This window comes from Streptomyces atratus, from assembly GCF_040655115.1.
Classification (GTDB): Bacteria; Actinomycetota; Actinomycetes; order Streptomycetales; family Streptomycetaceae; genus Streptomyces; species Streptomyces atratus_D.
Window position 1 is genome coordinate 35,570 of record NZ_JBFAJH010000042.1, and the last position, 13,652, is coordinate 49,221.

The following is a 13,652-nucleotide window of genomic DNA, read 5'->3' on the forward strand; positions in this document are numbered from 1 at the left end:
CACGTGAGTCAGGCGCTTGCGTCAAGCAGCAGCTCCGCCATTGCCCGCGCCGCCAGGGCCGGATGGGCGTCCGGCCGGGTCACCGCGTGGGCCAGGGTGCCGTCGATCAGGACCAGGAGCTGATTGGCGCCGAAGCCCGGGGCCGGGTGGCCGTACCGGGTCAGTTCGGTGGTGAACAACTCGTGCAGGCCGTCCTTGAAGGCGCGGACCTCCGCGTGCGCGGGGTGCTCCGGATCGCTGAGGGCCAGATCCGCCGACGTGTAGCGGCAGCCTCGGAACGTCGGGCGCTGGGTGACGACCTCCAGCTCGTCGAAGACCGCGAGGATTCGCTGCCACGGGTCGTCACCGGCATCGTCCATCACCTGGCGGTAGCGGGCGTCGCCCGGGTAACTGCGCAGGAGTGCGGCGATCAGGCCGTCCTTGCCGCCGAAGTGCTGGTAGAGCGAGCGGCGGGCGACCTCGGCCTGCTTGAGGATCGCGTCCACCCCCACGTGCACGCCATGGGTGTACGTGAGGTCGCGGGCCGCTTCCAGCAGCCGTTCGCGGGGTCCCGGTCTCGTCGTCGTCACGTCACCGATTCTGGCACGGGGTTGACGGTAGAACAACCGGTCTATCTACTATGAGGCGTCACTCGATATAGACCGATCGTTCTATCCATCTCTCCGACCTCCTGGGAGCACAGCCATGCCACGTGCGGGCACTCTGCCGGCCGTACTGACCGGTGTCTTCATCACGGTCCTCGACTTCTTCATCGTGAATGTGGCCATTCCGGCCACCCAGCGCGATCTGCACGCCGGTTCCGCCGCCATCGAGTGGGTGGTCGCCGGATACGCCCTGGCGTACGGCTCCGGGCTGATCCTCGGCGGACGGCTCGGCGACATCCATGGGCGCCGCCGCATGTTCATGCTCGGGATGGGGCTCTTCACGCTCGCCTCGATCGCCTGCGGTCTGGCGCCCGGCGCGGCGGCGCTGGTCGCCGCCCGCGTCGTGCAGGGCGCCGCGGCCGCACTGCTCTCACCGCAGGTGCTGGCGATCGTCCGCACCGCGTACACCGGACCCGCCCAGCTCAAGGCCATCAACGCCTACGCACTGACGATGGGACTGGCTGCGGTGTTCGGGCAGCTCATCGGCGGTGTGCTCATCCACGCGGATCTGTTCGGCCTGGGCTGGCGGGCCTGCTTCCTGATCAATGTGCCCATCGGGATCGCGGTGCTGGCGGTCGCCCGGAAGGTGATTCCGGAGAGCCGGGCTCCGGAGGCTGTCCGGCTCGACCTCGGTGGCGCCGCACTCGTCACCTCGGCCCTGGTCGCCACGCTGCTGCCGCTGATCGAGGGGCGTGAGCAGGGCTGGCCGCTGTGGACCTGGATGTCGTTCGCCGGCGCGGCGGCGCTCTTCGTCGCGTACGGCAGACGGCGGCGGTACGACGCTCCGCTGATCGACCCGGCCCTGTTCCGTCAACGGGCCTTCACCACAGGCCTGTTCACCGCGCTGGCCTTCACCATGGGCATGGCCGCGTACTTCCTGATCTTCGCTCTCTACGCCCAGCAGGGGCGGGGGCTCGACGCGCTGGAGGCCGGTCTGTTCTTCGTGCCGATCGGCGCGGGCTATCTGGGCGCTTCCCTGCTCGCGCCGCGACTGGTCGCGCGGATCGGTCGGCAGACGATCGCGCTGGGCGGGCTGACCAGAGCGCTGGGGCTGGGCGTGCTGTCCGTCCTGGTGGCGCAGGACGTGGCGATCGGGTGGCTGGTTCCGGTGCTCGTCCTCGACGGCGTCGGCATGGGCCTGGCGCTCGCCCCGATCATGACCACCGTGCTGTCCCGGGTCGCCCCGCAGCACGCCGGAGCCGCCGCCGGGGCACTCACCACGGCGCAGCAGGTGGGCGGGGCGCTCGGGGTCGGCGTCGTCGGCATCGTCTACTACGGCAGCCTCGCCGACGGTGTGACGACCGCCTTCCGGCACGGGCTGGTCTACCTGGTCCTGGTGGCCCTGGCGCTCGCCGGTCTCGTACAGCTGCTGCCCCGGACCGCCGCGAGGACGAAGGCCGCACCCGTCGCGCGAGAGGGAGCTCACGCATGAACACCACCACCGGCCATCCGCTCGTCGGCCCGGACCGCCGCTGCATCACCCTGTGGGGCGAGCTCGATGCCGCCGCGGCCCGCACGCCCATCGACGCCCCGTTCGCCCCGTCGCGCGCGGTGAACGGCCGCACGGAACCGGCAGCACGGACCCCCGAGGTCTACGACCCGTGGGCCGAGCCGGGGGTACGCATCGTCCGGGCGGTGCCGGGCGCTGATCACCTCGCTGAAACCTCATCGCAGTCCGATCGACAAATCACCCTGTTACGGTCGCTCCATATGCGGCCACCGTTGCCCGCCCCGACAGCCCCGGACCTGTGTCCGGCCGGTGTACGAGGAGGTCAGCCGTGCATGTCCCGGCTCGTGGAGGTATCCGGTCCGGCCGGCGGCCCGCGCCCGCCTGGCTCACCCACGTCGTGAGCCGGCGTGCGGCCCCTGTCCCCCGGACCGCGATGGTGCGCGGCGCGCTCGGGGCGGGGCCGCTGCTCGGTGCCGGTATCGCCACGGGGCATCCGGGACCGGGGGTCCTCGCGGCGCTCGGTGCGATGCTCGCCGGGGTCAACGACCGTCCGGGGACCCGGCGCAAGGGGATGGTGGCCATCGGGTCGCCCGCCGTAGCCGGATCGCTCGGGCTGCTGGTCGGGGCCGTGGTCGCCGACAGTGCCGGGCGCTGGGCGGCGGTGCCCGTGCTCTTCCTGGTCGGGTGGGTCTCCGGTGCGCTGAGCGCGATGGGCGCGGTGTGGTCGGCGGCGGCCCTCCAGATGCTGGTCACCACCGCGATCGGCATGGGGATGCCGATGCCGGGGCCGGCCTGGTTCAAGGCCGTCTGCTTCCTCTCCGGCGCGAGTTGGCTGCTGCTGTTGCGGCTGGTCCTGCGGGTGCCCGGACACGGCGGGCCCGCACGGTCGAGCGGCGAGCACGAGGCGGTCGCCGCTGTCTTCGACGCCCTGGCGGACGCACTCCACGCGCTCGGCGGACCGCATGCCGCCGCTGCGCGCCGCAGGATGGTCGCCGCGCAGCAGCAGGCGGACGAGGCGCTGCGACTGATGCGGCTGCTGCCCTGGCCCGGCCGGCGGACCGTCCGGGGCGGTACGGCGGGCCATCCGCTCGCCGAACGCTTCGGCGCGGCGGTCGCGCTGTGCGAGGCGAGCATCGCGCTGCTGTGGGAGGGGCGGGCCGTCCCCGGCGAGGTCGCCGACGGCCCCCGCCGGCTGGCTGCCGCCGTTCGGACCGGCGGTCCCGCGGGGTTGTTGCCGAGCCCGGTGTCGGACTCGGTCGAACGGGCGGCGTTCGACCGTGCGCTGCTGGAGGCCGCCGTCGTCTTCGACCGTACGCTGAACGGCGCTGCCGCCCCGGGTGCGCGGACCACCGCCGCGCCGTCCCGTTCCTGGCGGAGCATGCTGTCGTCGGCGGGGCGGGAGTACGGGCTGCGGGTGGCGCTCTGTGTCGCGGTCACCGGTGCGGTCGCCCTGATGCTGCACGAGGTCCACTGGTACTGGCTGCCGGCCACCGCCGCGTTCCTGGTGAAGCCGGACATGGGACCGTTGTTCTCCCGGGTGGTGAACCGGTTCGCGGGCACGGTCGCCGGAGTCCTGGTGTTCCTGTTGTGCACCACGGTTCTCGGCGGACTCGGCGCTCCGGCCACGGTGGCGCTGGTCGTGGTGGGCGCCGCGCTGGTCCCGTTCTCCGTCCGGCACTTCGGTCTGCAGACGGCCGTGATCACGGTGCTCGTGCTCTCCTTCGTCCGCACGGCAGGTGACACGGAGGCCGCGCCCGCCCGGCTGCTGGAGACCACACTGGCCTGCGTCATCGTGCTGCTCGTCGGGCACCTTCCCCGGCTGACCGATCCCCGGGTGCGAGTGGGTCACCGATGCGCGGTCACCCTGCGCTGCACGGAGCGGTATCTGCGCCATGTGCTGGCAGGACCGGGAGGGGCGCACGATCCGCGCAGGTCGGGCGCAGAGGGGCTGGCCCTACGGAACGCCGCGTACCGCGCGCTTGCCGAGGCACGCGCGGCGGCCGAGACGGCGGCGGCCGAACTGCCGGGCCCGTACGGCGGGAAGAAGCACGACTGGGCGGCCGTGACGGCCTCCGCCGAACTGATCGTCGACGCGGCGACCGTGTGCGCGCTGCGGGTCGAGCACGGCGTGCCCCGGCCGTCGCCCGCCGAGGTGGAGCAGGTGACGAGTGCGCTGTCGGCGGCGGCCGACGCATTGGAGGACGGTCACGGCGCGACGCGGCCCGCGCCGGGTGCGGGGCCGCGCAACTGCCGCTCGCTGCGGGACGTCATGACGCAGTTGCACGGCATTCACACGCTCACCACCGCCGCGTGACGCCGAAGGGCCGCACCCCGTCACCGGGATGCGGCCCTTCTTCTGCTGCCGGACCTTACTTGCGGATCAGGCTGCGGAGCACGTACTGCATGATGCCGCCGTTGCGGTAGTAATCCGCCTCACCGGGGGTGTCGATGCGGACGACCGCGTCGAACTCCACACCGGTGTCGGTGGAGACCTTCACCGTGCGCGGCGTGGTGCCGTTGTTCAGCTCGGTCACGCCGGTGAAGGAGAAGGTCTCCTCGCCGGTGAGGCCGAGGGCCTCGGCGGTCGCGCCCTCCGGGAACTGGAGCGGGAGGACGCCCATGCCGATGAGGTTCGAGCGGTGGATGCGCTCGTACGACTCGGCGATGACGGCCTTGACGCCGAGGAGCGCGGTGCCCTTGGCGGCCCAGTCGCGGGACGAGCCGGAGCCGTACTCCTTGCCCGCCAGGATGACCAGCGGGACGCCGGCGGCCTGGTAGTTCTGCGAGGCGTCGTAGATGAACGACACGGGGGCATCGCCCGCAGACGCAGCCCGGGTGAAGTCGCGGGTGTAGCCACCCTCGGTGCCCGGGGCGATCTGGTTGCGCAGGCGGATGTTCGCGAACGTGCCGCGAATCATGACCTCGTGGTTACCGCGGCGCGAGCCGTACGAGTTGAAGTCGCGGCGCTCGACGCCGTGCTCCGTCAGGTACGTGCCGGCCGGGGTGTCGGCCTTGATCGCACCGGCCGGGGAGATGTGGTCGGTGGTGACCGAGTCGCCCAGCTTCGCCAGCACGCGCGCGCCGGTGATGTCGGCGACCGGGGTGGTCTCCATCGTCATGCCCTCGAAGTACGGGGGCTTCCGTACGTAGGTGGACTGCGGGTCCCACTCGAAGGTGTTGCCGGTCGGGATCGACAGCGCCTGCCACTGGGCGTCGCCCGCGAAGACGTCCTTGTAGGACTTGTTGAACATGTCCTCGCCGATGGAGTTGGCGACGACGTCGTTGACCTCGGCCTCGGAGGGCCAGATGTCCGCGAGGTAGACCGGCTTGCCGTCCTGGTCGATACCCAGGGCGTCCTTGGTGATGTCGACCTTCATCGAACCGGCGATGGCGTACGCGACGACCAGCGGCGGGGACGCCAGGTAGTTCATCTTGACGTCGGGGTTGATCCGGCCCTCGAAGTTACGGTTGCCGGAGAGCACCGAGGTCACGGCCAGGTCGTGCTCGTTGACCGCCTTGGAGACCTCCTCCGGCAGCGGGCCGGAGTTGCCGATGCAGGTGGTGCAGCCGTAGCCGACGAGGTTGAAGCCGACCTTGTCGAGGTACGGGGTCAGGCCCGCCTTGTCGAAGTAATCGGTGACGACCTTGGAACCCGGGGCGAGCGTGGTCTTGACCCACGGCTTGCGAGTCAGACCCTTCTCGACCGCCTTCTTGGCCACGAGCGCCGCGGCGACCATGACGTACGGGTTCGAGGTGTTGGTGCAGGACGTGATCGCGGCGACGGTGACGGCGCCGTGGTCGATCTCGTACGTCGTGCCGTCGGGGGCCGTGACCGTGGTCGGACGCGACGGCACACCGTTGGAGGAGGCCGGCGAGTCGGAGGCCGGGAAGGACTCCTTGCCGGACTCCTCGTCCTCGGAGACGTAGTTGCGGACGTCCTGCGCGAACTGCTGCGAGGCGTTGGCGAGGACGATGCGGTCCTGCGGGCGCTTCGGGCCGGCGATGGAGGGGACGACCGTGGAGAGGTCGAGCTCCATCTTCTCGGAGAAGTCCGGCTCGGCGGCCGGGTCCAGCCAGAGGCCCTGCTCCTTGGCGTACGCCTCGACGAGCGCGACCTGCTGCTCGTCACGACCGGTCAGACGCAGGTACTTCAGCGTCTCGTCGTCGATCGGGAAGATCGCGGCGGTGGAGCCGAACTCCGGCGACATGTTGCCGATGGTGGCGCGGTTCGCGAGGGAGGTGGCGGCGACGCCCTCACCGTAGAACTCGACGAACTTGCCGACGACGCCGTGCTTGCGGAGCATCTCGGTGATGGTCAGCACGAGGTCGGTGGCGGTGGTGCCGGTGGGCAGCTCGCCGGTCAGCTTGAAGCCGACGACGCGCGGGATGAGCATGGAGACCGGCTGGCCGAGCATCGCGGCCTCGGCCTCGATACCGCCGACGCCCCAGCCCAGCACGCCGAGGCCGTTGACCATGGTGGTGTGCGAGTCGGTGCCGACGAGGGTGTCGGGGTACGCCTGGCCACCCCGGACCATGACCGTACGGGCCAGGTGCTCGATGTTGACCTGGTGGACGATGCCGGTGCCCGGGGGGACGACCTTGAACTCGTCGAAGGCGGTCTGGCCCCAGCGCAGGAACTGGTAGCGCTCCTTGTTCCGGCCGTACTCCAGCTCGACGTTCTGCGCGAACGCGTCGTTGGTGCCGAACTTGTCCGCGATGACGGAGTGGTCGATGACCAGCTCGGCCGGCGCGAGGGGGTTGATCTTCGCCGGGTCGCCGCCGAGCTCCTTCACCGCCTCACGCATGGTGGCGAGGTCCACAACACACGGAACACCGGTGAAGTCCTGCATGATCACGCGGGCCGGCGTGAACTGGATCTCCTGGCTGGGCTGGGCCTGGGAGTCCCAGCCACCCAGTGCCCGGATGTGGTCGGCGGTGATGTTCGCGCCGTCCTCGGTGCGGAGCAGGTTCTCCAGCAGCACCTTCAGGCTGTAAGGGAGGCGCGCGGAGCCCTCGACCTTGTCCAGCTTGAAGATCTCGTACGACTCGTCGCCCACGCGCAGCGTGCTGCGGGCGTCGAAGCTGTTCGCCGACACGACAGTCTCCTTCATCAATGTGCGCGTACCACCGCGCCGCGCCTCATTACGGCGGGCGCCGCGTGGTGCCGCCTACGGCTCCTCGACCATCCGCTGAGGTAAGGCTTGGTTAGGTAACCCTTACCCTTCGGCGGCGCGGTGCACCTTCGGCAGATATCTCGATGTCGAGATAACTCTAGTACATCACCGCGGAAGGGTCATGCACGGCTGCCCGTGCGATGCCGTCCGCTCCCACACCGGCCTCCCCGGCACGGCACTGCCGCGTGACAGTCCTCCCGTCGGCACCGCACGGATACCGCCCGAGTCGGCCCCCGACCGTGCTAGGAGTTCTCGGCCAGGACCTCGCCGCGCGGCACGGCGTTCCTCCGTTCCCGCACATGGGCACAGGCCACGAGACCGAGGAGGAGCGCGAGGAGCGCGGCCGACGAGCCCGCCGTGCCGAGGTCGAGGCCCCCCTTGGCGACAGGCTTGGTGAGGAAGTCGCCGACCGTGGCCCCGAGGGGGCGCGTGAGCACGAACGCGATCCAGAACAGCAGGACGTTCGGCACGGCAGGCACCCGCATGAGTGCGAGGAGCCCCGCGAGCAGCCCGGTGACGAGAAGTGCGCCACCCCCATAGCCGAGTCCGGAACTGTCGGACAGGAAATCACCCATGGATGTGCCGAGCGTGTTCGAGACGAGAATCGCCGACCAGAAAAGAGCCTCCCCGCGGAAGGTGACGATGTCGCGGATGGAGAACGTCAGCCCGGTGAACTTCCAGATGACGAAGATGGCGATCAGGAGGGAGATCAGGATCGCGGCTCCCGCGGGATAACCCAGCCCCAGGCCCTGCGGCCCCCAGCCCAGCGAGGTGGCCCCGCCGGAGAGGTACGTGGCGCTGGCGTCACGGTTCATGAAGTCGGACGTCGTGGTGCCGGCCGTGCTGGTGGACAGGATGACGGTCCAGTAGAAAAAGGGGTTGTAGCGCGTGGACCTCAGCTGCACGACCAGCGTGACGACGAAGATCAGGAACAGTGCGACCGTGGTGAGGAAGTAGCCGAGTGCGAGGGTCTGGGCGAACAGGTCACCGGCCGTCTCGCCGAGCGTCGTCGCGGCGATCTTCATGACCCAGAAGGCCAGGGTGACCTCCGGCAGTTTCTTCATCACATAGTGATGGGTGTCGGTGTTCACGTCGATGGTGTCGGTGTTCACGTCGGTAGGGAATTCAGACTTTTCCAATGCCAATCACTCACTCCTGGTGGGCCGATCGGCGCCCCGCTCTCCCGGAGTGAGCACCGTGCACATCGCTGATGCGTGGACGCACAGTGTTGCGGGCACGAGGCATCCCGTTGCTCGGCGACCCTCCGTGTCCGCAGGTATTTATTACTTCTTTGAACAGGGAGATCGAGCGTGCCGCCTTCGGTGAATTCGACGGCGTGGCGCCGGTCTTCGTTTTCGGCGTCGTGGACGCCGGCCGATCTCGCCCGGCACATCGCCCGGGCGGGTGAGGGTGGCGCCGCCGACCGCGGGGGCGGGAACGGGGGCAGGCTGCACCGCGCCCGACCACTGTCGCGCCGGAGCGGTACGACGCAGTCGCGCGCCACCGCGTCGGCGAGGCGCACCGGCTCGGCGACACCCGCCGCACCACCCGCAGAATCCCGCTGTCCGCGGTGTGACACCCGGACGGAGGCGCGCGGCACTCCGCACCACCCGGACGGACGCACCCCACGTGCCGGACCGCCGTACCGGGCGGACGATGGGGTAGCGCGCACCGGAGACGCGGCGGCCGCGGCACCGGGCATCACCTACTTCCCCCACCATCCCCCACCCTTCCCTCCCTCACCTGTCCTCACTGCACTCGTCACCCGAACGCCACACCCCCGCACGATCTTCATCTCATATCTGAGATAGCCTGGCGTCATGTCAGACGACTACCTCGCACGCATCGGCAAGCTCATACGTGACGCCCGTCAGCACCGCGGCTGGACACAGAGTCAGCTTGCGGAGGCGCTCGCCACCAGCCAGAGCGCCGTGAACCGCATCGAGCGCGGCAATCAGAACATCAGCCTTGAGATGATTGCCCGCATCGGTGAAGCACTCGACAGTGAGATCGTGTCGCTCGGCTACGCCGGGCCGATGCATCTGCGGGTCGTCGGCGGACGCCGGCTCTCCGGCTCGATCGATGTCAAGACGAGCAAGAACGCCTGCGTGGCCCTGCTCTGCGGCTCGCTGCTCAACAAGGGCCGTACGGTGCTGCGCCGGGTCGCCCGGATCGAGGAGGTCTACCGCCTCCTCGAAGTGCTGAACTCCATCGGTGTGCGCACCCGGTGGATCAACGACGGGACCGATCTGGAGATCGTCCCGCCGGCCCGGCTCGACATGGCCGCCATCGACGCGGACGCCGCCCGGCGGACCCGGTCCATCATCATGTTCCTCGGCCCGCTGCTGCACCGCATGGACCAGTTCAAGCTGCCGTACGCGGGCGGCTGCGACCTCGGCACCCGGACCATCGAGCCGCACATGATCGCGCTGCGCCGGTTCGGCCTGGAGATAGCCGCGACCGAGGGTCTCTACCACGCCCGGATAGACCACTCGGTGACCCCGGACAGGCCCATCGTGCTGACCGAGCGCGGCGACACGGTGACGGAGAACGCGCTGCTGGCGGCCGCCCGCCACGACGGCACGACCGTCATCCGCAACGCGTCGTCCAACTACATGGTCCAGGACCTGTGCTTCTTCCTGGAGGCGCTGGGCGTACGGGTCGACGGCGTCGGTACGACGACGCTGACCGTGCACGGTGTCCCGCACATAGACGTGGACGTCGACTACTCCCCCTCCGAGGACCCGGTCGAGGCGATGAGCCTCCTCGCCGCCGCCGTGGTGACGGAGTCCGAGCTGACGATCCGCCGGGTACCGATCGAGTTCCTGGAGATCGAGCTCGCGGTGCTGGAGGAGATGGGCGTCGACTGCGACCGCACGACGGAGTACCCGGCGGACAACGGCCGTACCCGGCTGGTCGATCTGACGGTCCGGCCCTCCAAGCTGGAGGCCCCGATCGACAAGATCCACCCGATGCCGTTCCCCGGTCTCAACATCGACAACGTGCCGTTCTTCGCGGCCATCGCCGCCGCGGCGCAGGGCAAGACCCTCATCCACGACTGGGTCTACGACAACCGCGCGATCTACCTGACGGACCTCAACCGCCTGGGCGGCCGGCTCCAACTCCTGGACCCGCACCGGGTCCTGGTGGAGGGCCCCACCCGGTGGCGCGCGGCCGAGATGATGTGCCCGCCGGCGCTGCGGCCCGCCGTGGTCGTCCTGCTCGCGATGATGGCGGCCGAGGGGACCTCCGTACTGCGCAACGTGTATGTGATCAACCGCGGTTACGAGGAGCTGGCGGAACGGCTCAACTCGGTGGGCGCGCAGATCGAGATCTTCCGGGACATCTGACCGGCACGATGTCGTGCCCCTTGGAGGCAAGGGGCACGACACCTCAACGTGCCAGCTGACCTGCGGATACTCACCTTCACGACCCTCCACTGATCACTGCTGTTTTTCAGCGCCTTGTGCAACGCACGTGCAAGATGATCTTGATTGGCTGACGATACGTCAGAGATCTCTGAGTATCCGTCAGCCTTTACGGAGGGTTGTCGCCGAAGTGGCCTCGCAACGTCCGATGTCGGTCGTGTCACGCCGACCGCGTCTGGTCGACCATCGGCACCCACATCGATGACCCGGCAAGCCACAGCGGGCGCGGTCAGAGGTCTTCTTCGACGAGACGCAGACGCTGCCGTTCGCCGTCTTGCAGCACTTCGTGGAGATCGTCGCCTCACGGTTGGCAAGCACGGGATCGTAGAGCAGCCGTCCTGGCGGCACGGCGAGACCCTGAGCCGACATCACGAGTTCAAGTTCAGTAGCCAGACTGAACGCGGCCGGCGATCTCGACTGGTCGCGCGCGTGCGTGGACGGCTCCCACATCCGCGCGAAAAAGGGGGACCGCTACCTGATCTGCGACAGCAAGGGCACCCCGCTCAAGGTCATCACCATCGCGGCGGACGTCAACGACATCACCCAGACCCTCGCCGGTTCCATAATCGCTGCCCCGCGCCGGGCATCGACCACTACTGTCCAACTCATGCATATGGACGCAGAACGACTCGCGAGTTCCTCGCGCAAGTGGATGACCGCCGCATTCGCGGCCTTCTCTGATGGACCGTCCTCGGAAGACATGGCGGTCCATCACGCAGGTGTAGCCACCGAGCATCTACTGAAGGCGTTCCTCGTCAGTCTGCACCCGACGCTGATAGTCGACGGCAAGGACTTCAATTCGATGCTCTACGCCACGGGGCATGGCGCACTCCTTCAGGTTCGGGGGTCACAGGTCAAGACGATCCAGCTCGGTGAGGCGTATGACCGAGTGCAGAAGATCTTGAAGGGCAAGATCCCCCCGAAGCCCAAGGTCTGGCCGCTTGCTGATGCACGCAATGGCGTTGCCCACTGCGGGTACCACGATCGTGCAGAGGTGAACGTGGTCTTCACCGACTGCATTAAGGTGATCGATCAGCTGCTTGTTGAGCTTGCGATTGGGCCCGACTACTGGGGTGACTACAAGGCGCTGTACGACAAGCTGCTCGGCGAGGGAATGGAAGCTGCTCGTGTTCGGCTGGAGGGCAAGCTTGCCAGAGCCCGGCGCGTCTTCGCGGAGCGGTATGGGCACATAAACGAGAGAGATCGGGAGCTCGTGCTGACCACCGTTGCTCGTGTGACCACTCCGGGGTTCATCGGCGAGTACTCCGCGTCAGCGGCCTGTCCTGCGTGCTCGTCACGGGGCTCGTTGATGGGGCACGACTCCGTGGATGAAGTGAGGTGGGCTGTCATGCTGACACCCCACATCTTTCGGTGCTTTGTCTGCGACCTTCGCCTCGAGCTGGGGGAGCTTCACCTGCTGGTCGTACCCCTTGGAGGCGACGTCGACCTGGACGTTTCGCCCGAGGAATACTACAGCGAGTTCGAACCAGACGAGGATTACGAGCCCGACGGCGACGATGAACCGGACGGCGACGACGAGCCGGACTATAGTGCGCGGCTCCTCGCCTACAGGAAACGGTGACGACCTGGATGGCAGGCCAGTCAGGCGGCAAAGGAGTTCTACACGAACACTGAGAGGGGACGGGATGTTGCCCAATCCTCTCGCGGAGGCTCGTACCTCGGTCTGAGATGCCGGATCAGGCCGGGGGGAGTCTCCGTCCTGCGTTGTCAGTCCCTCCTCCTACGCTCGCCCTTGATCGACCGAAGCGAGGGGAAGGGGGCTGTAATGGAGGCGGTCCGTCGCGGCGAGAGAGGGAAGCAGAAGACCTGGCAGTGGCTGATGGTCCTGACGGCGCATCGGGGGTTGTGCGTCTACTGCGGCCGTTCCGCGGCAGAAACGATCGACCATGAGGAGCCCATCGCCAACGAGGGAGCGGACGTTTGGTGGAACTTCGTTCCGGCCTGCGAGGACTGCAACCGCTGGAAGAAGGGCCGCAGCTCTAAGCGTTGGGTAGTCGACATGGACCTGCACCACAGGTACCCGAAGGCGGGCTTCGCAACCCGAGCCATGCGCCCCGAGGTCTACGCCGGCATCACGAGGCGTGTGGAACGCGTGCAGCGAGAGATAGCTGACACGGACCGCCGTGAGTGGTTCTCACTCCACTACGGGCACGAGAAGCACCGGAACAAGCCCGAGCTGTTCAAGATCCTCGATCGTTGCAAGGCGGAGCTACGCAGGTACCCGCACTACCCCTGGCGGACACCCAAGCTCGACTCCTCGCAGAGCGTCTGCACCCGCCTGATCTGCTGCGGATACCGGCATCCGAAGGCAAAGCGTTTGGTGGCTTTCCTGGAGCCTGAGGAGCGTGCCGCCTTCAAACGGGCCGTCTTCAACGAGCGCGCCCATGAGGGCGATGTGCTCGGTCGGCTTATCCGTGAGTACCTCGCCAACCGGGAGCGCGAGCGCGAGGAAACGGCGTAGTCGTGCAGGCCAATGAAGGCTTGCACAATCTCACCACCACACCGGGCGCTGCCATCCTCCTCTCTGATGAGCAGCGCTACCAGAAGCAGGAAACGGGGGTGCGGGCTTGCCCTGTGGGGTAACTTGAGCCCGGGGTGCGGGAGCTGACCGCGCTGCTGGGCGAACTCGACCAGGTCGCCGAGCGCATCAAGATCACCCGCAAGACGCTCCTAGAACTGCCCGAGGAACCGCCATCGGTGGCCCCGGCACTGCCGGAACATCCAGCCCCCCGCGCAGATCATGGCCGTGTTCGCCCGGGCCAGCGGACCGCTTCGGGCCCGGGGCCTCTGCGAGGCGATGGACCTGCCCAAGCACACCGAGGGCATCCGAGCCAAGCTCAAGCTCCTGGTCGAGCAGGGCATTCTCACCGAGACCGAGCGAGGCTTGTTCACCCACCTGCGGCCGTAACCGGCCGCCGAAACCACGACCAGCCGC

Annotated in this window: 10 protein-coding genes; 7 read left to right on the forward strand and 3 right to left on the reverse strand. The window is 68.5% G+C overall.

Annotation, left to right across the window (positions count from 1 at the left end; translation table 11 throughout):
• Positions 1-8: 8 nt before the first annotated feature.
• Positions 9-569 carry a TetR/AcrR family transcriptional regulator gene (locus tag AB0I23_RS31470; protein WP_359114407.1) on the reverse strand — a complete coding sequence of 187 codons (561 nt, stop codon included), beginning with the start codon at positions 567-569 and terminating at the stop codon, positions 9-11.
• Positions 570-684: 115 nt separating this feature from the next.
• Here AB0I23_RS31470 and AB0I23_RS31475 point away from each other — a divergent pair, with 115 nt between their 5' ends.
• Genes AB0I23_RS31475 through AB0I23_RS31485 form a run of 3 tightly spaced genes read left to right on the forward strand, consistent with a single transcriptional unit; the run spans position 685 to position 4,408 of the window.
• Positions 685-2,076, forward strand: coding sequence for an MFS transporter (locus AB0I23_RS31475; protein WP_359114409.1), 1,392 nt, complete (start codon positions 685-687; stop codon positions 2,074-2,076).
• On the forward strand, positions 2,073-2,495 hold the full coding sequence (locus tag AB0I23_RS31480; RefSeq protein ID WP_359114411.1) for a hypothetical protein: 423 nt from the start codon (positions 2,073-2,075) through the stop codon (positions 2,493-2,495). The genes AB0I23_RS31475 and AB0I23_RS31480 overlap by 4 nt, the downstream gene beginning before the upstream one ends.
• Entirely contained in the window at positions 2,492-4,408 is a 1,917-nt protein-coding gene (locus AB0I23_RS31485) for an FUSC family protein (RefSeq protein WP_359114413.1), read from the forward strand. The genes AB0I23_RS31480 and AB0I23_RS31485 overlap by 4 nt, the downstream gene beginning before the upstream one ends.
• A gap of 55 nt (positions 4,409-4,463) precedes the next feature.
• On the opposite strand, the gene acnA is transcribed toward AB0I23_RS31485, so the two are convergent.
• Both acnA and AB0I23_RS31495 read right to left on the reverse strand, forming a co-directional pair.
• Positions 4,464-7,190, reverse strand: coding sequence for an aconitate hydratase AcnA (acnA, locus tag AB0I23_RS31490; RefSeq protein WP_359114414.1), 2,727 nt, complete (start codon positions 7,188-7,190; stop codon positions 4,464-4,466).
• A gap of 320 nt (positions 7,191-7,510) precedes the next feature.
• Positions 7,511-8,380, reverse strand: a complete 870-nt coding sequence (locus AB0I23_RS31495) for a COG4705 family protein (protein WP_359114416.1) — start codon at positions 8,378-8,380, stop codon at positions 7,511-7,513.
• Between the two features lie 708 nt (positions 8,381-9,088).
• Between AB0I23_RS31495 and AB0I23_RS31500 the strand changes: the two genes are divergently transcribed.
• From AB0I23_RS31500 to AB0I23_RS31515, 4 genes are all read left to right on the forward strand, one after another.
• Positions 9,089-10,618, forward strand: a complete 1,530-nt coding sequence (locus AB0I23_RS31500; protein WP_359114418.1) for a helix-turn-helix domain-containing protein — start codon at positions 9,089-9,091, stop codon at positions 10,616-10,618.
• A 511-nt stretch (positions 10,619-11,129) separates the two neighbouring features.
• Positions 11,130-12,278: a hypothetical protein gene (locus AB0I23_RS31505; protein ID WP_359114420.1), complete on the forward strand. Its 1,149-nt coding sequence runs from the start codon at positions 11,130-11,132 to the stop codon at positions 12,276-12,278.
• A gap of 204 nt (positions 12,279-12,482) precedes the next feature.
• A complete protein-coding gene (locus AB0I23_RS31510) occupies positions 12,483-13,178 on the forward strand; it encodes an HNH endonuclease (protein ID WP_359114422.1) in 696 nt (231 codons plus the stop codon).
• Positions 13,179-13,457: 279 nt separating this feature from the next.
• The gene (locus AB0I23_RS31515; protein ID WP_359114424.1) at positions 13,458-13,625 is read left to right on the forward strand and encodes a hypothetical protein; all 168 of its coding nucleotides are present in this window, start codon (positions 13,458-13,460) and stop codon (positions 13,623-13,625) included.
• Positions 13,626-13,652 lie beyond the last annotated feature (27 nt).

Coding starts and splice junctions, on each gene's coding strand:
- AB0I23_RS31475 (WP_359114409.1), top strand. CDS start 685: ATGCCACGTGCGGGCACTCTGCCGGCCGTACTGACCGGTGTCTTCATC.
- AB0I23_RS31480 (WP_359114411.1), top strand. CDS start 2,073: ATGAACACCACCACCGGCCATCCGCTCGTCGGCCCGGACCGCCGCTGC.
- AB0I23_RS31500 (WP_359114418.1), top strand. CDS start 9,089: ATGTCAGACGACTACCTCGCACGCATCGGCAAGCTCATACGTGACGCC.
- AB0I23_RS31510 (WP_359114422.1), top strand. CDS start 12,483: ATGGAGGCGGTCCGTCGCGGCGAGAGAGGGAAGCAGAAGACCTGGCAG.
- AB0I23_RS31515 (WP_359114424.1), top strand. CDS start 13,458: ATGGCCGTGTTCGCCCGGGCCAGCGGACCGCTTCGGGCCCGGGGCCTC.